The organism is Stappia sp. (genome assembly GCF_048268045.1).
Taxonomy (GTDB): domain Bacteria; phylum Pseudomonadota; class Alphaproteobacteria; order Rhizobiales; family Stappiaceae; genus Stappia.
Genome location: NZ_JBLWWG010000001.1, coordinates 358,291 through 378,622 on the forward strand (window position 1 = coordinate 358,291; position 20,332 = coordinate 378,622).

Annotated in this window: 14 protein-coding genes; all 14 read right to left on the bottom strand. The window is 66.1% G+C overall.

Translation table 11 applies throughout. The features are described from left to right. Positions 1 to 124: 124 nt before the first annotated feature. Positions 125 to 2,452, bottom strand: coding sequence for a methyl-accepting chemotaxis protein (locus ACN0WF_RS01640; protein ID WP_417771021.1), 2,328 nt, complete (start codon positions 2,450 to 2,452; stop codon positions 125 to 127). A 154-nt stretch (positions 2,453 to 2,606) separates the two neighbouring features. Further along, positions 2,607 to 4,775: an NAD-dependent DNA ligase LigA gene (gene ligA, locus ACN0WF_RS01645; RefSeq protein ID WP_417771022.1), complete on the bottom strand. Its 2,169-nt coding sequence runs from the start codon at positions 4,773 to 4,775 to the stop codon at positions 2,607 to 2,609. A 122-nt stretch (positions 4,776 to 4,897) separates the two neighbouring features. Further along, positions 4,898 to 6,577: a DNA repair protein RecN gene (gene recN, locus ACN0WF_RS01650; RefSeq protein ID WP_417771023.1), complete on the bottom strand. Its 1,680-nt coding sequence runs from the start codon at positions 6,575 to 6,577 to the stop codon at positions 4,898 to 4,900. A 78-nt stretch (positions 6,578 to 6,655) separates the two neighbouring features. Continuing rightward, a complete protein-coding gene (locus ACN0WF_RS01655; protein WP_417771024.1) occupies positions 6,656 to 7,522 on the bottom strand; it encodes an outer membrane protein assembly factor BamD in 867 nt (288 codons plus the stop codon). Between the two features lie 369 nt (positions 7,523 to 7,891). After that, complete coding sequence (lpxC, locus tag ACN0WF_RS01660) at positions 7,892 to 8,848, bottom strand: UDP-3-O-acyl-N-acetylglucosamine deacetylase (RefSeq protein ID WP_417771025.1); 957 nt, start codon at positions 8,846 to 8,848, stop codon at positions 7,892 to 7,894. A gap of 289 nt (positions 8,849 to 9,137) precedes the next feature. Beyond that, positions 9,138 to 10,970, bottom strand: coding sequence for a cell division protein FtsZ (gene ftsZ, locus ACN0WF_RS01665; protein ID WP_417771026.1), 1,833 nt, complete (start codon positions 10,968 to 10,970; stop codon positions 9,138 to 9,140). Positions 10,971 to 11,083: 113 nt separating this feature from the next. Then, the gene (gene ftsA / locus ACN0WF_RS01670; protein ID WP_417771027.1) at positions 11,084 to 12,406 is read right to left on the bottom strand and encodes a cell division protein FtsA; all 1,323 of its coding nucleotides are present in this window, start codon (positions 12,404 to 12,406) and stop codon (positions 11,084 to 11,086) included. Beyond that, on the bottom strand, positions 12,403 to 13,284 hold the full coding sequence (locus ACN0WF_RS01675) for a cell division protein FtsQ/DivIB (RefSeq protein WP_417771028.1): 882 nt from the start codon (positions 13,282 to 13,284) through the stop codon (positions 12,403 to 12,405). Before ACN0WF_RS01675 ends, ftsA begins: the two co-directional genes overlap by 4 nt. A 20-nt stretch (positions 13,285 to 13,304) precedes the next feature. After that, positions 13,305 to 14,234, bottom strand: a complete 930-nt coding sequence (locus ACN0WF_RS01680) for a D-alanine--D-alanine ligase (RefSeq protein WP_417771029.1) — start codon at positions 14,232 to 14,234, stop codon at positions 13,305 to 13,307. Continuing rightward, positions 14,227 to 15,210, bottom strand: coding sequence for a UDP-N-acetylmuramate dehydrogenase (gene murB, locus ACN0WF_RS01685; protein ID WP_417771030.1), 984 nt, complete (start codon positions 15,208 to 15,210; stop codon positions 14,227 to 14,229). The genes ACN0WF_RS01680 and murB overlap by 8 nt, the downstream gene beginning before the upstream one ends. Then, a complete protein-coding gene (murC, locus tag ACN0WF_RS01690; RefSeq protein ID WP_417771031.1) occupies positions 15,207 to 16,625 on the bottom strand; it encodes a UDP-N-acetylmuramate--L-alanine ligase in 1,419 nt (472 codons plus the stop codon). The genes murB and murC overlap by 4 nt, the downstream gene beginning before the upstream one ends. After that, the gene (gene murG / locus ACN0WF_RS01695; protein WP_417771032.1) at positions 16,622 to 17,764 is read right to left on the bottom strand and encodes an undecaprenyldiphospho-muramoylpentapeptide beta-N-acetylglucosaminyltransferase; all 1,143 of its coding nucleotides are present in this window, start codon (positions 17,762 to 17,764) and stop codon (positions 16,622 to 16,624) included. Before murG ends, murC begins: the two co-directional genes overlap by 4 nt. Before the next feature lie 7 nt (positions 17,765 to 17,771). Continuing rightward, positions 17,772 to 18,929, bottom strand: coding sequence for an FtsW/RodA/SpoVE family cell cycle protein (locus ACN0WF_RS01700; RefSeq protein ID WP_417771033.1), 1,158 nt, complete (start codon positions 18,927 to 18,929; stop codon positions 17,772 to 17,774). Further along, entirely contained in the window at positions 18,929 to 20,329 is a 1,401-nt protein-coding gene (gene murD / locus ACN0WF_RS01705; RefSeq protein WP_417771034.1) for a UDP-N-acetylmuramoyl-L-alanine--D-glutamate ligase, read from the bottom strand. The genes ACN0WF_RS01700 and murD overlap by 1 nt, the downstream gene beginning before the upstream one ends. Between the last annotated feature and the right edge of the window lie 3 nt (positions 20,330 to 20,332).

Sequence of the window (20,332 nt, forward strand, 5' to 3'; positions counted from 1 at the left end):
GGATTCGACCTCGCGCGATTCTGTTCTCTCTTTGGACCAATATAGCAACTTGTCCCGTCAATTGGAGGGGCGCAATTGCTCGCGCCCCTCCACTGCCCGGTCTGACTCCATTGTTATTCGAAAATCAGGCCGCAATGAGTGATGCCAACGCTTCCGCAGGTTCATCGAAGCGAAGATCGTAGAAGGTCCCTTCGGCCGAGGAAACGCGCGCGGAAACGACCCGCCCATCGGCAAGCTGAAGCTTCAGCGGCTGATCGGTCGCGATGCCCGCTGCGGAGGTAACCCTTGCCGCAAAGGCATCCGCCGCGCCGATAACGGCCTGATAGCGACGCCCCATGGCGGTAACGATCACCGCTTCTCGCATCTGCGCCTGCACCGCGGCCCGACGCGCCTGCAGATCGCGCGTCACATCGGCAAGGAACGTTTCCACCTCTCCGGCAAGCTGCCTCGTCACCTCGGCAAGGCTCGCAGAGACGGAATTGACGTCACCTGCAACACTCGCCGTCTCGCCGATGGCCGACGTGACGGAAGTCACATTGTCGGCAACCGTGTCCGTTCCCGTCGAGGCGGCCAAGGCGGATCCTGCAATCTCCTGCGTCGCCGCGCGCTGCTGCTCGACAGCGCCGGCAATCGTCGACGTCAGCTCGCGGATCTCCGACATCGCTGCCGCGATGTCGCCGATGGAATCGACTGCCCCACGCGTCGACGACTGGATGCCGGTGATCTGCGAGGCGATGTCCTCCGTCGCCTTTGCGGTCTGTCCAGCCAGGCTTTTCACTTCGCTTGCGACCACCGCGAAGCCCTTGCCGGATTCACCCGCGCGTGCCGCCTCGATGGTGGCGTTGAGCGCCAGCAGGTTGGTTTGTTCCGCAATGTCGCGAATGAGATTGACCACAGACCCGATCTGCTCGGCGGCATCCGACAGGGTTGCCACCTCTGCATTGGTCGCGGTTGCCCGCGTCGACGCCGAGGCCATGAGATCGCTCGCCTTGACGGTCTGCGAAGCGATCTCGGCAATGGACGCCGAGAGCTCCTCTGCCGCCGCAGCCACCACCTGGATGTTGCCGGAGGCGGCTTGCGTGGCAGCGCTCGCCGACGAGGCGTCGGTCGCGGCGCGGCTCGCCTCCGAACTCAGTGTTTCAGCGGAGCTTCGCATGTCGACGGCCTTGGAACCCGCCACATCCAGCGTCGAAGACACGCTGGAGCGGAACCCCTCGATCATGGCCTCGATGGAGGCCTGCCTGTCGCGTTCGCGCAGGCGTTCATCCTGCAGGCGGCTTTCCAGGTTGATGCGCTCAACGGCATTTTCCCGGAAGATCTCGATGGCTCCGGCCATCGCTCCGATCTCGTCCGCCCTGCCGGTGTTGGCGATGACAATGTCCGTGTCATTGGCAGCCAGACGGCGCATCACCTCCAGCAATCCCGTTATCGGCGGAACGATGGAGCGATAGACCCACACGGAAAACGCCATGGTGGCCAGCGCGAGAGCTGCGATCAGCCCAAGCCTCCACAAGAAGGAGCGCCCGCCCGCCGCCACGCCCATGGCAGCCTCGGAAGAGATGGCCCCCGCCAACGCGTTCTCGACCCGCTTCAGCGCCTCGATACGGACGGTGCTGCCCTTGAACCACTGCGGTCCGGTCACAGCCGAGATATCGCCGCCAAAGGGAGCCGCGTAGGCAAGCTGTCGCAGTGCCGCCACATCGGCTTCGACCGGACCGGCAAGTGCGCTTTCATACGTCGCCACCATGTCTGGCGAGGCAAAACGCCGGTAGGTATCCAGATAGGTGTCCTGCATCGCGCCGAGGCGCACGAAATTGCGGAATACCTTTTCGTTGAAAACGCCAGCGCCGAAACCGGCCGCACCCATTGCCCTCTCGATGCCCGCCCGCTCCTTCGCCTGGATCAACGCATTGTAGGCAATCACGGAGCGCAGGGTGTCGCCGTCCTCGACGAGGCCGGACATGCTCGAGATCATGTCGAGAAGATTTGAAATGATCGGCGTGTAAAAGCCCGCGACATCGGCAACCTCGAACGTCAGGGAATCAACGCTCCGGCGTGCCTCGGCAAGCCTCTTGAGCTGTCCGGAGACGGTGGCATGCGGTCGCGAGAACCCATCGATGGCAAGTCGCCCCGTTGGCTCCGGCACGCCCGAGACATAGGTTTCCAACGTCTCATCGGTGGCCCTGCGCTGGGAGCGGATCTCGTCAGCGAAGGCGCGCCCCTTCGATCCGACATATCCAGCCGACGCACCGCGCTCCTTTTGAAGCTGGTGCACCAGTTCCGATATCACGGGAGCAACGTTAAGGAAGTCCGCCACCATCTTGCGCTCCTGCACGGAGCGATAATCCCGCATCAGCTCGATCGAGCTGACGACAAGCAGCGCGGCAAGCGGAATGATGCTGATCGCGGCCAGGCGCAGACCAATCGAACCGGACAGCAGTCGACGAAACATAGTTCTCTCCAGATTTCACTCGGGCCACACGCCCGTGACGAAAGTCTGGCAATCGGAGATTGAAATTCTTTTAAGGGAACCGCCCCAAAAAATAGAAAAGCCATTTAAAACAATAAATTACGTCATTCTACATAAGTAGAAGAACTGCTCTTTCTCACGCCTTGGACATGGCAATCCAGGCGTCTTCATCGATGACATCGACACCGAGCTCTTCCGCCTTCTTCAGCTTCGAGCCCGCGCCCGGGCCGGCGATTACGAGATCGGTCTTCTTCGAGACCGATCCCGAGACCTTGGCGCCCATGGCCTCGGCACGTGCCTTCGCCTCGTCTCGGCTCATCTTCTCCAGTGTCCCGGTGAAAACCAGGGTCTTTCCCGCCACGGGGCTAGAGCCCGCCTCGGCCCTCTCCAGGGCTTGCGGCCTGATCTCGTGGAGCAGAGCCTCCAGAGCGTCACGGTTGTGCCCTTCCGCGAAGAACTCGACGACCGCGCGCGCCACCGTCTCGCCGATGCCGTCGATGCTGTTGAGCTCGGCCCAGGCATCGGACTGCGGATCGCCCGCCGCCGTCATCGCCGCCGCGAAGCTCGCCCAGTCGAGATAGTGGCGGGCAAGGAGCTTGGCGTTGCCCTCGCCCACATGGCGAATGCCAAGGGCAAAGATCACCCGGTTGAGCGGCATCTCGCGCCGTGCCTCGATGGCAGCGAAGAGATTGGTGACGCTCGTCTCGCCCCAGCCGTCACGGTTGCGAAGCTTCTGAAGCGACGAGGCCTTGTCCCGCATCTCGATGGTGAAGATGTCGGCCGGCTGGCGGATGCCGCCCTCTCCGAGCGGCAGTTCGAAAAAGAACTCCACCTGTTTGTCGCCCAACCCTTCGATGTCAAAGGCGTTGCGCGACACGAAGTGCTTGAGTTTCTCCTTGGCCTGGGCCGCGCACACGAGCCCTCCGGTGCAGCGGCGCACCGCGTCTGGGCGCCCGGTCTTGGGATTGATATCGCGCACGGCATGGCTGCCGCAGACCGGGCATGCGCTCGGGAAGGCAAAGGCCACGGCATCCGCCGACCGCTTGTCCAGATCGACATCGACGATTTGCGGGATGACGTCGCCGGCGCGCTGGATGCGCACGGTGTCGCCGATGCGAATGTCCTTGCCGCCGCGGATGGGCTCCCCGTCCTGGCCGATGCCCTTGATATAGTCCTCGTTATGCAGGGTCGCGTTGGAGACGACCACACCGCCGACGGTGACCGGCTCGAGTTTCGCCACGGGCGTCAGCGCACCCGTCCGCCCGACCTGGATCTCGATGTCACGCAGGATGGTGAAGGCCTGTTCGGCCGGAAACTTATGCGCGATCGCCCAACGCGGCGCGCGTGAGACAAAGCCGAGTCGGGACTGGAGATCGAGCCTGTCCACCTTGTAGACCATGCCGTCGATGTCATAGCCGAGAAGCGCCCGCTCCTCCTCGATGCCGTGATAGGCCGCAAGCAGCCCCTCGACGTCGTCGCATCGCGTCATCCGCGAATTGACCGAAAAGCCCCAGTTCCCGAAAGTCTGGACCATCTCGTACTGCGTCTCGCAAGGCATCTCGCTCATCTCGCCCCAGGCATAGGCGAAGAACCGCAGCGGACGGGCGCGCGTCACCTCCGGGTTGAGCTGGCGCAACGATCCGGCGGCCGCGTTGCGCGGATTGGCGAAGGTCCGGCCGGACTGGATCTCCATACGCGCATTGAGCGCCTGGAAATCCTCGTGGCGCATGTAGACCTCGCCACGCACCTCCACCACCTCCGGGGCGCCCTCGGGAAGCTCCCTCGGAATGTCATCGATGGTCAGCGCGTTCTGCGTGACATTCTCGCCCACGGTGCCATCACCCCGGGTCGCGGCGCTGACGAGCTTGCGCTTCTCGTAGCGCAACGACAGCGACAGCCCGTCGATCTTCGGCTCTGCCGTGATGGCGATCGCGCCCTGCAGCGGGTCGATCTTCAGGAACCGGCGGAGACGCCCGACGAAATCGCGAACGTCGTCGTCCTTGAAGGCATTGTCGAGGGACAGCATCGGCACCTTGTGGGTGACCTTGCCGAACCCCTCCGCCGGAGCGCTGCCGACCCTGAGCGTCGGACTGTCGGAGCGCACCAGATCCGGGAACCGCGCCTCGATGGCGTCATTGCGCCGCTTCAGCGCGTCATAGTCGGCGTCGGAAATCGTCGGCGCGTCCTCGCCGTGATAGCGCCGGTCATGCTCGGCAATCTCGTTGGCAAGCCGCTCGAGCTCGGCCGCGGCCTCCTCCAGGGTCAGATCTTCCGGGGAGCGGTCGGTCAGCATCTTGTCGGCCATGGCGGTCTCGTCGGGAAAATGGGTGAGCGTCTCGCACGAACCGACAATATGGAGCGCCACCGCGACGCGGGAAACACCGCTTTCGCCTTTTCCCCCGCCATGCCTCGCCGGAGCGCCCGGCGTCAGCCGGCGTCGGAAAGCAGCCGATCGGCGGCGGCGCGCGCCTCGTCGGTGATCGTCGCACCGGCCAGCATCCGCGCGATCTCCTCGCGGCGGTGATCCACATCGATGCGCTTCACCCGCGTCGCCACACGCTCCTCACCACCATCCTCGCGCGCGTCTTCCTTCATGATCAGGAAGTGGCCTGCCGCGCGCGCCGCGACCTGCGGCGCATGGGTGACGGTCAGCACCTGCACGCGCCGGGCAAGGCGGGCAAGCCGGGCGCCAATGGCCTCGGCAACCGCGCCACCAACGCCTGTGTCGATCTCATCGAAGACCAGCGTCGGGGCCGATCCCTTGTCGGCAAGCGACACCTTGAGCGACAGCAGGAAGCGCGACAGCTCGCCGCCCGAGGCAACCTTCATCATCGGGCCCGGCCGGGTGCCCGGGTTGGTCTGCACCCAGAACTCGGCCTGGTCTATGCCCTCGCGGCTGCGGTTTTCCGGGTCGCTCTCCAGATTGACGATGAAGCGGGCGCGCTCGAGCCTGAGATCGGGAAGCTCCAGTGCAACGGCCTCCTCCAGCGCGCGCGCGGCTTCATGTCGTCGGGCGGACAGGTCGGCGGCGGCGCGATCATAGCGCGACACCGCCGCGCGCACCGCCTCTGCGAGCCCGGAAAGCGCCTCCTCGCCGGCATCGAGCGCGGCAAGGTCGGCCTCATAGCGTGTGCGCAGCCCCGGAAGCTCGTCGACCAGCACCTGATACTTGCGCGAGGCCGCCCGCAGCGCGAACAGCCGCTCCTCGGTGCGCTCGAGCGCCTGCGGGTCGAACTCGCTCTCGCGCAGCGCCGTCTCGAGCCCCGCGCGCGCATCCTCGAGACGATCGAGCGCCTCGGCAAGATGTCCGACGGGCGCGCCGAGAACCCCCGGCGCCTGTTCGGCCTTGCGCTCCAGCCGCCGCCACAGTGCCGCGATCTCGGAGATCGGAGAGCCGTTGCCGTTGAGCGTCTCGAAGGCCTCGCCCAGATCGGTGGCGATCTTCTCCACCTGCATCATCGACTGGCGAATCTCGGCAAGCTCGTCTTCCTCGCCGGCCTGCGGCGCCAGCGTCGCAAGTTCCGCGCTCGCGGAACGCAGGAAGTCCGCCTCGCGCCGGGCGGCCGCGATCCGCTCTTCCTGAACCTTGAGCTCCCGCTCCGCCGCGCGCAGCGCCCGGTAGGCATCGGCGACATCGCCGGCAAGCCCCTCGGCGCCGGCGAACATGTCGAGAAGCCGGCGATGCTCGGCCGGATCGGTGTAGGCGCGGGATTCGTTCTGTCCGTGGATCTCGACAAGAAGCCCGCCGGCCTGGCGCAGCAGCGCCACGCTGACGGGAGAATCATTGATGAAGGCGCGGCTGCGCCCATCTTCCGCCTGCACCCGGCGCAAGATGACGTCGCCATCCGATTCGAGATCATTGTCGGCAAGGAGCTTGCGCACCGGGTGCGTCATCGGCACGTCGAAGGCCGCAGTCACCTGTCCCTGCGGCTGGCCGTTGCGCACCAGCCCGGCATCGCCCCGCCCGCCAAGCGCAAGACTCAGCGCATCAAGCAGGATCGACTTGCCCGCGCCGGTTTCGCCGGTGAGCACCGACATTCCGTCCGCGAACTCCAGATCGAGCCTGTCGATCAGCACGATATCGCGGATTGCAAGCGTGACGAGCATGCGAGCTTTGACCGGATCATGTGTGGAGCCCGCGCAGTCGCGCAAAGCCGGAGAGGCTACGACGCCTCGAGTGAACGCCTAGAGAGAGATACCGCTGAACGCACGGCTGATCCAGCTCCCCGAGTCCTCGCTCGGCGAATGACCGCCGGTCTTCAGCAGCGTGTAGGCGTCCTTGTACCACTGGCTGTCGGGGAAATTGTGCCCGAGCACGGCAGCAGCCGTCTGCGCCTCGTTGACCACGCCGAGCGCGTAGTAGGACTCGGTCAGCCGGTAGAGCGCTTCCTCGATGTGACGGGTCGTCTGGTATTCGGTGATGACCACCTTGAAGCGGTTGATCGCGGCGATGTACTGCCGGCGCTTCAGGTAGAAGCGCCCGACCTGCATCTCCTTGCCCGCGAGCTGGTCGTGGGCGATGCGGATCTTGGTGCGCGCGTCCTCGGCATACTCGGATTCGGGATAGCGCTGGATCAGCTCGCCAAACGCGGCGAGCGAGCGCTTGGTCATTTCCTGGTCGCGCGTCACGTCCGGGATCTGCTTGTTGTACGATTGGCCGATGATATAGAGCGCGTAAGCGCTGTCCTCGCTGCCCGGATAGAGCGTCGTGAACCGCTTCGCCGCGGTAATCGCCTCGTCGAACTTGCCCTGGCTGTAATTCAGGTAGGCAAGATTGATCAGCGCCTTCTTCGAATATTCCGAATAGGGGTGCTGCTTGTCGATTTCCTCGAACTTCTTGCGCGCGTCGGAAAGCCGACCCTCGCTGCGCAGCGCCAGGCCCTCGTTGAACAGGACCGCAGGCGGCGTCTCGTTGGCGGCGAAATCTTCATCGTCCTTGGTCGAGGAGCAGGCCGCGAGCACGACGGTTGCAAGGACAAGAACAGCTGCCCGCGACGCACGCCGCGCATTGGCCACCGTGTTGCCTGCCTTGGTCTTCGGCTGAAACGCCATCACCTGCCTTTACTCCTCACATCCGGTTCGGCGAACGCTTGCGCCCTTGTCCGCCCCGCCGGTTTCGTCTGAACGCGTGGACCGCGGCCTCACAAGACTGTCGATCACCGATGCCGCTTCGCGGCCAAACGGTTTCCTCGACCGCAGCCGAGGCCACCGTCTTGTAACGGAAAAACCCCGGACACGTCACGCCATGTGAGTGGGATTTGTCGCTTTTTTATGGCCGCGAATGAATGCAGGGCGGACCGTCCCCCCTCATCGCGTCACAAGCGCAGGCTGACACGCGGAGATCCTGCAGACATTGGCACATGCCCACCCCCAAGGAGGCGGGCACCCAAGCGGCACGCCCGCGTGCGAAGCGTGCGAAATTCAGGATGCGCCGCTGGCGACCATCAGGCGCGGCGCGGACATCTGAGAGGCCGTGATGGATGCCTCGGCATCGACGCCGCTCTCGACGATCTCATAGGCGCCCTGCCCAGCCTTCTCGAACAGCTCGACGAGGATGGCGTGGTTCATCCGGTGACCGCCCTTATACGAGCGGTAGGCGCCAAGGATCGGCAGACCGGCAAGCGCCAGATCACCGATGGCATCCAGCATCTTGTGGCGCACGAACTCGTCGCGCCAGCGCGTGCCTTCCGGATTGAGCACCTTGCCGTCGGAAATCGCGACGGAATTCTCCAGCGACGACCCCATGGCGAAGCCCATGCTCCACAGCTTCTCGACTTCCTGAACGGAGCCGAAGGTACGGGCCCGGGCGACTTCGGTGCGGAAGGCCTGCGGCGCAAGATCGAGAACCATCGCCTGACGACCGATCACCTCGGCGTCGAAGTCGATGGTCACATCGAAGCGCGTGCCGTCGAAGGGACGCAGCTCGCACCAGGCGCTGCCCTGGTCGACGCGGACGGGACGAAGGATCCGGATGTAGCGGCGCGCGGCGGCAAGACGGCGCAGGCCCACCGCATCGATGGCCTCGACAAAGGCGAAGGCGCTGCCGTCCATGATCGGCATTTCGGGACCGTCCATCTCGACGACCGCATTGTCGACCCCCAGGCCGCGCAGCGCCGCCATCAGATGCTCGACAGTGGAAACGCCGCCGGCCTTCGGATCGCCGAGGACGGTGCAAAGGGCGGTGGCGGTGACGGCGCGCCAGTGCGCGGGGATCTCGATCTCGCGGCCGGTCTTTGGATCACGGCCGACGAAGACGATACCAGTACCCGCATCCGCCGGGTGCAGCGATACGGACGCTGCGTCGCCCGAGTGCACGCCGATGCCCTCGAGAGTGACGGATTGGGCGAGCGTCGTCTGCCGATCGGCTCTGGATTTCATGACTGCATGTCCTGTCTGCCGTAAACCTGTCCTCTGGGAACAGGGCCTCGCCGAAAACCGGGCGAGGTGTGGATCGAACCATTGCAGGCGCAATGATTCTCATTCGCTGGCAGGACCATACAATCACGAGCGGACAGGTCAGAAATAAAGCTTTGTTACGGTATGTAACGAAATGCGGTGCGGCAAGCCTCTGGAAAGATGCGACTTTTTGCCCGGGAAACAAATTCGGGCGATCTGGCCAATGGCCAGATCGCCCGACGAGGGAAAGTCCGAGGGTCTGCGAGCCGGCCTAGTTGGCCTGACGGCGCAGGAACGCCGGAATTTCGAGCTGGTCTTCCTCGCTCATGGTGCGCGGCTGAGGAGCCGAACGACCGGTCAGATCGAGCTGGCCGGCTGCCCCCTGCTGGGCCGGGCGCGGCGCTGCCGGACGCATGGCCGGAGCCTGGGCGGCGCGCGGTGCCTGAGCCGGCGCCTGACGCGGAGCCTCGGCGGCAGGACGCGGGGCCTGGGGCTGAGGAGCCTGAGCCTGGGGCGCATGGGCCGGACGGGGCTGCACGGGTGCCTGCGCCTGCGGGGCGTGGGCGGCCGGATGATGCTCCATCTCCTCCTCGTCCTCACGACGCGAGAGACCGGTGGCGATGCGACGCAGGAGGCTCATCGGACGACGCTCCTCGACGTGCTCGTCCTCTGCCTCGCGCACGTGAGCCCGCATCTCGCGCTGAGCCACATGCGGAAAGTCCTCGATGGAGGGCATGCGCGTGGGCTGCGGAGCGACCGTCTCGGCCGCCGGCGGGATGTAGGGCTCGACGACCGGAGCCTCCTCGACCGGAGCCTGAAGAGCGCTCTCGTCGAGATCGGCGAGCGGCGCTTCGTGGGTCATCATCTCCGGAGCGGGATTGAAGCGGGCGATTTCCACGTCCGGGTCGGTCGAAGACTTGACCGGCTCGGGAATCGCAAGCTCACGCTCGATACGCTCGGCCGTGGCCGCACGGGCCTGCGGTGCACCGCCGGGGCGCTGCACGGGAGCCGCCGGGCGCTGCTGAGCACGCGGCGCGGGGTCGGCCGCGGCAGGCGCGGGAGCCGGCTCCGAGTTGGTCTTCAGACGCTCGGTCAGTTCGGCCATGCGCGTCTCGGCCGGAGACAGGTCCTCGCGCAGTTCCTTGTCGATGCCGGTCGCCACGACCGACACGCGGATGATGCCGTCGAGGCTCTCGTCGAAGGTCGCGCCAAGGATGATGTTGGCATCGGAATCGACTTCCTCGCGAATGCGGGTAGCCGCCTCGTCGAGCTCGAACAGCGTCAGGTCGTTGCCGCCGGTGATCGAGATGAGCAGCCCGCGGGCGCCCTTCATCGACGTCTCGTCGAGCAGCGGGTTGGCAATCGCCGCCTCCGCGGCCTGCATGGCGCGCTTGTCGCCGGAGGCCTCGCCCGTGCCCATCATCGCCTTGCCCATGCCCCGCATTATGGAGCGGACATCAGCGAAGTCGAGGTTGATGAGCCCCTCCTTCACCATCAGGTCGGTGATGCAGGCAACGCCGGAATAGAGCACCTGGTCGGCCATCGCGAAGGCATCGGCGAAGGTGGTCTGGGCGTTGGCGATGCGGAAGAGATTCTGGTTCGGAATGACGATCAGCGTGTCGACCGCATTCTGAAGCTCGGTGATGCCGGATTCGGCGATGCGCATGCGACGCGCACCCTCGAACTGGAACGGCTTGGTCACCACGCCGACGGTCAGGATGCCCATCTCGCGCGCGGCGCGGGCAATGACCGGAGCCGCACCGGTGCCGGTGCCGCCACCCATGCCGGCGGTAATGAACACCATGTGCGAGCCGGACAGGTGATCATTGATCTCGTCAATGACCTCCTCGGCGGCAGCCGCACCCACGTCCGGCTGCGAGCCGGCACCGAGACCCTCGGTCACGGCGACGCCCATCTGGACGACGCGCTCGGCGTGGTTGCTGGCCAGAGCCTGGGCATCGGTGTTGGCAACGACGAAGTCGCAGCCCTGAAGACCGGCCTGGATCATGTTGTTGACGGCATTGCCACCGGCACCACCGACGCCAAAGACGGTGATCCGTGGCCTCAGCTCCTGGAGATCGGGCATTTTAAGATTGATGGTCATGGTTTCCTCGCGACCCCTGGGACGGCCTTCCGGTCGTCCACTTTAACCCTCGGTTCCCTCGTGGTGGTGCCGCCCTGTTTCGGGAGACACCTCTTCCGAGGCGGTTTCCCGCCTCAGAAGCTCTCGCGTATCCAGTTGCCGACCCTGGCCAGAGTGCTGGAGCCGAACGACCAGCGCCCCAAAGCGTGGCGCGGTTCGAACTGCTCGACCTGGGCGACTTGCGGATAGATCAAAAGGCCGACAGCGGCGGCGAAGGCGGGACCCTTCGCTGCTTCCGGCAGACCTGCGACGCCAAGCGGCCGGCCGAGCCGGACCTGACGTCCAAGAACGCGCCTGGCGACTTCCGTCAGGCCCGTGAGCTGGCTGGCGCCGCCAGTCAGCACGATCCGCTTTCCGACCCGCCCGGCAAAGCCGGAGGCCGTCAGCCGGTCGCGCACCAGCTCAAGGATTTCCTCGACGCGCGGCAGGATCACCCGCGTCACCATCGCCCGGGGGATCTGGTGCGGCAGATCGCTGTCCGCGTCGACCGGCGGTACCGAGATGAGGTCCCGCTCGTCCGACTGGCTCCGCAGGGCGGAACCCTGCAGCGTCTTGATCCGCTCCGCGTCCGCAAGGCGCGTGGAAAGCGCCCGGGCGATGTCCATGGTCACGTGATGGCCGCCGACGGCGATCGCATCCGCGTGAACCATCTGGCCTTCGACGAAGACCGAGATCGTTGTGGTGCCGCCGCCCATGTCGACGCAGGCAACCCCAAGTTCCGCCTCGTCCTCCACAAGCGTCGAAAGACCGCTGGCAAAAGGCGTGGCAACCATCGTCTCCACGGCCAGATGGCCGCGGTTGATGCAAAGCTCCAGGTTCCGCACCGGCGCAATCTCGGCCGTCACGACCTGCATGTCGACGCCAAGACGCTGGCCGAGCATGCCGCGCGGATCGCGCATGCCGCGGTTGCCGTCGAGCGTGTAGGCGATCGGCAGGGCGTGCATGACCGCCCGCCCCTCGGCCACCGTGTGTGCGCTGCCGGCGGCCAGCACACGCTGGATGTCCGCCTCGCAAACCTCGTCGCCGGAAAGCCCGACGCTCGCCGAGATGATCTCCGAGCCGAGCCGGCCGCAGGTGACGTTTGTGATCAGCGATTCCACCGTCACACCGGCCATGCGCTCGGCCGCGTCGACCGCGAGCCGGATCGCCTGTTCGGCCTCGTCCATGTCGACGACGACGCCGGACTTGAGGCCGCGCGAGCGCTGGTAGCCGTAACCCAGCACCTCGATGGAATGCGTCCGCCCCGGCAGCACGCAATCGTCGCTGCGCGGGCTGAGCTTGGCGATCAGGCAGCAGACCTTGCTCGATCCGATGTCGAGAACCGAGACGACCACCGCCCGGCGGGCGGGCAGCGGCCGCATGCGCGGAAGATAGATGGGAGCGCTGCGCCGGCTCATGTGTCAGCTCCCCTGAGACGCTTGGTACCGATCACATTGACCCCGGCCTTGCGGCGCACCGCCGCCTCGTCGGTAAGGCGCACGACCACCCGATCCTCGAGGCGCATGTCGACCATGGTGATATCGCGCGTCAGGAGACCGTTCTCGGCATCCATCTGCAGCACATCGGCAAGCGCGCGCTCCACACCCGTCTCCGGCAGGCGCACGGTGATGCCATTGTCGAGAACCAGGTCCCAGCGGCGGTCGGAAACCAGACGCGCGGCGCGGACCCGCGAGCGCAGCTCCGGCACCTTGGCCAGCGCGTCGATCACCTCCTTGCCCCGGTGCTGGGCGCCATGGCCGATCAGCATCAGCAGGTTGGCATAGCGCCCGTCAACGTCGTCGCTGATCACCCGGCCATCGCCGTCGATCACCGACAGCTGCTCGCCGCGCTGCCACAAGGCATAGGCCTCGCGCTCGGCGATGCGCACCTGCAGCGTGTTCGGGTAGAACTTCTGCACCGAGACGTTCTGGATCCAGGGAATGTTCTCCAGCCGGCCGCGCGCGGCCGTCGCATCGAAGAGCGCGAGCGACGCGCCGTCCTGGATCTCCAGCGCTTCGAGAATTTCGAATTCCGAGGTCTCTTTTTGTCCGGAAAGCTCGACCTTGGCGATTTCGAAGCCGGCCGCCGACGTCAGTGATTCGCTCACCATGCGCCCATAGCCGCCAAGCACGACTCCGTAAAGAATGGTTGCCGACAGGAACGCAAGCGCGCCCGCCGTCCCTGCCCACGAGGGCAGATCCTGAAGAAGTCCGGCCGCGCGCCACAGGGGGCGGCGATGCAAACGGGGCACACCCCGACCGCGCGGCGCGAGCGCCGCCTCGATCGGCAGGACCATGTCCTCTCCCCGTTTTGCCTTCAGCGTCCGCAACTTGCGTTCTCCACCATCCAACTTGTCAGCTCTTCGAAGGAATGACCCGCGTGTGCCGCGATCTCGGGCACGAGCGATGTCTCCGTCATTCCCGGCTGCGTGTTCACTTCAAGGCAGATCAGCTCGCCGCCACCTGTGGGTTGCTCGTCGAACCTGAAATCCGCCCGAGTCACACCCTTGCAACCGAGCGCGCGATGCGCCTTGAGACTAAGTTTCTGTACTTCTTGGTAAACAAATGGTGAAATTTCCGCCGGAAGGATGTGTTGCGAGCCTCCGGGCGCGTATTTCGCATCGAAATCGTAGAAGCTGTGGCCCACAGGCACCATTTCGGTGACCCCCAGCGCCACGTCCCCCATGACGGCGCAGGTCAAATCGCGGCCGGGGATGTAGCGTTCGACCATCACCATGTCGCCATGCGCCCAGTCATCGCGGAAAAGTTCCTGCGGCGGATGGGCGGCGTTTTCCTGGACGATCAGCACGCCAAAGGACGAGCCCTCGCAGACCGGCTTGGCGACATAGGGCGGCTTCAAGACGTGCTCCCGCGCCGCTTCCAGCCTGTGGACAACCCTGTGTTCAGCGACGGGAATACCAGCCGTTTTCATCACCGCCTTGGCCTTTGCCTTGTCCATGGCGAGCGCGGAGGCGGCGACCCCTGAATGGGTGTAGGGGACCCCAAGGATCTCCAGAACTCCCTGGATGCAGCCGTCTTCTCCAAAGGGGCCATGCAGCGCGTTGAAGGCGACGTCCGGCCTCATGTCCGAGAGCACTCTGGCGATATCTCGTCCCACGTCGACGCGCGACACTCTGTAGCCCGCCCGCTCGAGCGCCGCCGCACAGGCCTCGCCGGAACTGAGGCTGACGGACCGCTCCGCCGACCAGCCGCCCATCAAGACGGCAACGTGCTTTGGCTTAGCCATGGACTGCGGTCTCCTTGTCATTGCGCCCGAGAAACGGCGCGATCTCGACACCCTCCGGAAGAAGGCCGAGACGCTTGATTTCCCATTCGAGCGCGATGCCGCTCGCTTCCAGAACCCGGGCACGCACGGTCTCTCCGAGCCGCTCCAGGTCCTCGGCGCTTGCTTCGCCGGTGTTGATCATGAAATTGCAGTGCATGTCGGACATGCGTGCCCCGCCAATCTGGAGCCCCCGGCATCCCGCCGCGTCGACGAGCTTCCAGGCTGAATTCTCCGGCGGGTTCTTGAAGGTGGAGCCGCCGGTCTTCTCGCGGATCGGCTGGGCTTTTTCCCGATGCTCGACGACCGCCGCCATTTCGGCGCGGATCGTCTCGCGCTCGCTCGGCGTCCCCTCGAAAACCGCTTCGGTGAAGATGGTGTCGGCCGCCACCTCGCTGTGGCGGTAGCGATAGCCCATGTCCTCGCGCGTCAGACGCACGATCTCGCCCGCCCGCGTCACGGCGGTCAGTTCGACCATCGTGTCACGGGTTTCCGAGCCATGCGCGCCGGCGTTCATGCGCAACGCACCGCCGACGCCGCCGGGAATTCCCGCATAGAAGGCGAAGCCCCCGAGGCCGGCTTCGGCGGCGGCTTCCGCGACACGCTTGTCCGGCACCGCAGCGCCAACGCGAATGCGGGTCTCACCCTCGACGGCAACCCCGCCAAACCCCTTCGCCCCGAGACGAATGACAACACCCGGCAGGCCGCCATCGCGCACCAGCAGGTTGGAGCCGAGCCCGATCGGCAGCACCGGCACGCCGGCGGGCAGATGCCGCAGGAACAGCGCCAGATCCTCGGTGTCGGCCGGCTGGAACAGCAATTGCGCCGGCCCGCCGACGCGAAACCAGGTCACCGGCCCCACAGGCTGGTTCGCCGTCAACCGGCCCCTCAGGCCGATACGGTCGAGCCCATGGGCCTCGACGAGGTCGGGAAAGCTCATTTCTCCGCTCCCGCGAGCGCCTGCGACAACCCCTCGGGAAGCGCCTGGGCCCACTGCGAGATGCTGCCGGCCCCCAGGCAGACGACATAGTCGCCTTCTCCGGCGATCCGCGCGACGCAGGCCGCCAGTTCCTCCTCGCCGCCGATCACATGCACGGATCTGTGGCCGCTGGCGCGAATGCCATTGGCGAGCGCCTGATGATCGATGCCCTCGCGCGGCGGCTCGCCGGCGGCATAGACAGGCGCGCAAATAACGTGGTCGGCATCGTTGAAACAGGTCGAGAACTCGTCGAAGAGGCTCTCCAGCCGCGAGTAGCGATGCGGCTGGACGACAGCGATCACCTTGCCCGGCGCGACGCTGCGGGCGGCGGCAAGCACCGCGCGGATCTCGACCGGGTGATGGGCGTAGTCGTCGTAGACGTCGATGCCACTGGCACTGCCGGTGTGCGAGAAGCGCCGCTTCACCCCCCTGAATCCGGAAAGTCCCTGGCGGATCGCCTCGGCCTTGATCCCCAGCTTCCAGGCGACCGCCACGGCGGCACTGGCGTTGGAGATATTATGGCGTCCGGGCATCGGCAACGTCAGCCCCTCGATCAGTTCGCTCGTGCCGGCAATGCGGTCGCGCAGTTCGAGCGAGAAGACGGACTGGCCGTTTTTCGCTGTGATGTCGAAGATGCGCACGTCAGCCTGGCGGTTCTCGCCATAGGTGATCACCTGACGGTCCTCGATGCGTCCGACCATTGCCTGCACCTCCGGGTGGTCGAGGCACATCACCGCAAAACCATAGAAGGGCACATTCTCGACGAACTGGAGGAACGCGTCGCGAACACCGTCGAAACTGCCGTAATGGTCCAGATGCTCCGGGTCGATGTTGGTGACGACGGCAATGTCGGCCGGCAGCTTGACGAAGGTGCCGTCGGACTCGTCCGCCTCGACGACCATCCAGTCGCCCTTGCCCATGCGCGCGTTGGTGCCATAGGCGTTGATGATGCCACCGTTGATCACGGTCGGGTCGATGCCGCCGGCATCCAGCAGCGCAGCGATGATCGACGTGGTCGTCGTCTTGCCGTGGGTGCCTCCGATGGCGATCGCCTGCTTGAAGCGCATCAGCTCGGCCAGCATCTCCGCCCGTCGCACCACCGGCAGGAAACGCTCGCGCGCGGCCAGGAGCTCGGGATTGTCGCGTTTGATCGCGGAGGAAACGACGACGACGCGCGCTTCCTCAAGATTCTCCGCCGCATGGCCGATCTTGACGTCGATGCCCTTGTCGCGCAGGCGCTTGACGTTCGCGCTCTCGCTGAGGTCGGAGCCCTTCACCGTGTAGCCGAGCGTATGCAGCACTTCGGCGATGCCGCTCATGCCGATGCCGCCGATGCCGACGAAGTGAACGGGCCCGATATCCTGGGGCATCTTCATGAAAAGTCTCCATCACGATTGTCAGCCGCGGCAAGCGCCGATATCGGCTTGCGGGCGGCGACGTGTTCGACGAGATCGGCGAGGCGGCGGACCGCATCCGGCCGGCCCGCCTCGCGCGCGGCATCCGCGGCCGCGGCAAGGCGCCCGGGCGCCTCCATCAGTTCGCTCAACAATCCGGCAAGACGTGGGCCGTCGATCTCCGACTGGGCCAGCGGCCAGGCGCCACCGGCCGCTGAAAGCACCTCTGCGTTCCTGCCCTGGTCGTTATCGAGGGCATGCGGCAACGGCACGAGGATCGACGGTCGGCCAATCACCGCGAGTTCCGACACGCTCGATGCGCCCGACCTGCAGACGACAAGATGCGCATTGGCGATCCGCTCCGGCATGTCGGCGAAAAAGGGCGCAAGCTCGGCTTCGACGCCCAGTGCTTCGCAGGCGGCACGGACCCGCTCCAGATCCTCGGGGCGGCACTGCTGCACCAGCCTCAGGCGGGCACGCACGGGTGCCTCGAGGCACTGAAGCGCCTCAGGCATGATGTCGGAAAAGAAACGCGCGCCCTGCGAGCCGCCGAAGACGAGAAGCTCGAACCGCTCTCCCGGCGAGGCCGGCACATAGGTGCGAACGGCGGCAAGCACGGCGTCGCGCACCGGGTTGCCGGTGCGGATCATCCGCGCCCGCAGGTCCGACACGCCGGCGCCCTGCAGCGGAAAGCTCGTGGCGATGGCGACAGCCCGCTTCGCCAGCATCCGGTTGGCCCGGCCCATCACCGCGTTGGCTTCGTGCAGCACCGTCGGAATCCCGGACAGATAGGCCGCAAACATCGGCGGGAACGTCGGATAGCCGCCGAAGCCGACCACCGCGTCGGGCTTGACCCGTGACAGGATCGAGCGGGCCTGCAGCGTGCCTCTTGCCAGACGCCACAGCGTGCGGGCAAGGGCGACCGGTGAGCGGCCCGACAGAGTCGCCGAGGCGACCACATGCGTCTGCCGCGCGGGGAAATCACGTCCCATCTCGCCGACGCGCGCGTCCGTCGCCAGATCGACCGTATAGCCGCGCCGCACCAGCTCGCTGGCCAGTGCCTGCGCGGGAAAGAGATGACCGCCGGTTCCCCCGGCGGTGAGAAGGATCGTCCGCGTCATTGCGCCCTCACCCAAGGCTCGAAGGCGACAGCCGCGAGACGACGACGCTGTCGTGGCGCACCGCCTGCGGGCGGCGACGGGTCAGCGCCAGCACGAAGCCCATGGACAGCGCCGAGGCGAACAGCGACGAGCCGCCGTAGGAGATGAACGGCAGCGTCATGCCCTTCGCCGGCATCAGGTTGAGATTGACCGCCATGTTGATGCAGGCCTGAACGCCGAACAGGATCATCAGCCCGGCAGTGGCAAGACGGCCGAACGGATCCTCGTCGCGCGCGGCGTGGGACAGCCCGCGCAGCACAACGAAGCCGAAGACCAGCAACAGCACGATGCACAGCACGATGCCGAACTCCTCGGCGGCGACGGCAAAGATGAAATCGGTGTGGCTCTCCGGCAGGATGCGCTTGATCGTGCCCTCGCCCGGACCGCGACCGAACCAGCTTCCCGACACGAAGGCCTCGATGGCGCGGTCAACGTTGAACGTGTCGCCCGAGCCCGGATCGAGGAACCGGTTGACGCGGCTTTGCACGTGCGGAAGCAGCATGTAGGCGGAGACAACGCCACCGGTGCCAAGCACCCCGATCGGAATGATGGCGATCCACGGCAACCCGTTCAGGAACAGCAGCGCCCCGAAAACGAGGGTCAGAAGCATGGTCTGCCCGAAGTCGGGCTGGGCGATCAGCAGCGCCGCCGACATGATGTAGAGCAGGATCGAGAACAGCGAGCCTGGAACCTCCGGCCGTCGACCGCTTTCCGACAACAGGAAGGCGACCAGGACGATCAGTCCCGGCTTCAGGAATTCGGAGGGCTGGAGGGTAAAGCCGAGAATGCTGATCCAGCGGCGCGAGCCCTTGGCCTCGACGCCGAGAAACAGCGTCGCCACCATCATGATCAGCGAGAACGCGAAGACGGCCAGCGCCACCCGGCGCACCATCCGCGGCCCCAGCGCCGAAACGCCGAGCATGATCGCAATCGCCGGCAGCAGGAAAAAGGCCTGCCGCTTGACGAAATGATAGCTGTCGATGCCCAGACGTTCCGCCACTGCGGGACTTGCGGCGAAGGACAGGACGACACCGCCGATCATCAGCAGCACGAAGCCCGCCAGCAGGAAGCGGTCGACGGTCCAGAGCCATTCGGCGAACGGGCTGCGATCTGCACGACTGACCATCAGGCAACCTCCTGTCCGGACTGGTTCTTCGCCACCTTGGCGACGGCGTCGGCAAACGCCTCTCCCCGGACTTCGAAATTCGGATACTGGTCGAACGAGGCACAGGCGGGCGACAACAGCACCACCGGCTCCGCGTGCGGGTCGGACATCGCATCGGCCGCCGCGGCCGCAACGGCCGCATCAAGCGTGCCGCAGACGGCGACGTCGGTCGCCCCCTCAAGCGTCCCGGCAAAGGCCTCCGCAGCCTCGCCGACAAGATAGGCTTTCACGATTCGGTCGAAATAGGGACGCAGGCTCTCGATGCCGCCCGCCTTTGCCCGACCGCCTGCGATCCAGTAGATGCGCGCGTAGCTGGCGAGCGCGCGCTCGGCCGCGTCCGCATTGGTCGCCTTGCTGTCGTTGACGAAGAGCACGCGCCCGCTGCGGGCGACAACCTGCATGCGATGCGCAAGGCCGGGGAAACTCGCAAGCCCCTTCCGGATCTCGTCCTCGCCAACGCCGAGCGCCCGGCATACGGCAACCGCCGCCGCGGCGTTCTGGGCATTGTGCGCGCCGCGCAGCGACACGATCGCCGAGAGATCCGCGAACTCCCGCTCCCGTCCCTCCTCGGCGATGAAAAGCACAGCGCCACGCGCGAACACGCCGGTTTCCACCGGATGCTGCGCCGAAATGCGCAACACCTTGCGCCCCGCCGCCTCGACCCTGTCGGCGACCGCGCGGGCGTGGTCGTCGTCCGTGCCGACGACACAGGTGTCGCTTGCCGCGATCAGCCGCTCCTTCACGGCCGCATAGGCCTCCAGCGTGCCGTGCCGGTCGAGATGGTCCGGCGACACATTCATCAAGACGCCGATAGAGGGCGCGAGCCCCGGCGACAAGTCGATCTGGTAGGACGAACACTCGATGACGTGGATCCGCTCCGGTGACGGCGCGCCCAGCTCTAGAACCGGCACGCCGATGTTGCCGCCCATCGCCGCATCACGGCCGGCCGAGATCAGCAGATGCGTGATCAGCGCGGTCGTCGTCGACTTGCCGTTGGTACCGGTGATGGCGACGAGCGGCGCGCCCGGCGCGATGCGGGCGCGCTCGCGGGCGAAAAGCTCGATGTCGCCGATCACCTCGACGCCATGCCGTTTCGCAAGCTCGACCGTCCAGTGCGGGGCGGGGTGGGTCAGCGGCACGCCCGGCGCAAGCACGAGCGCGGCAAAGGCGCTCCAGTCCGCCGCGCGCAGATCGGCGAGCGCAATGCCGGCCGCGGCCGCGGCCGCGCGCGCCTTCTCGCCGTCGTCCCAGGCAACCACCGAGGCGCCGCCGGCAACAAGCGCGCGCGCGGCGACAAGGCCCGAGCCGCCAAGCCCGAACACTGCCACCGTCCTGCCGCTGAAACTCCTGGCCTCGATCATCGT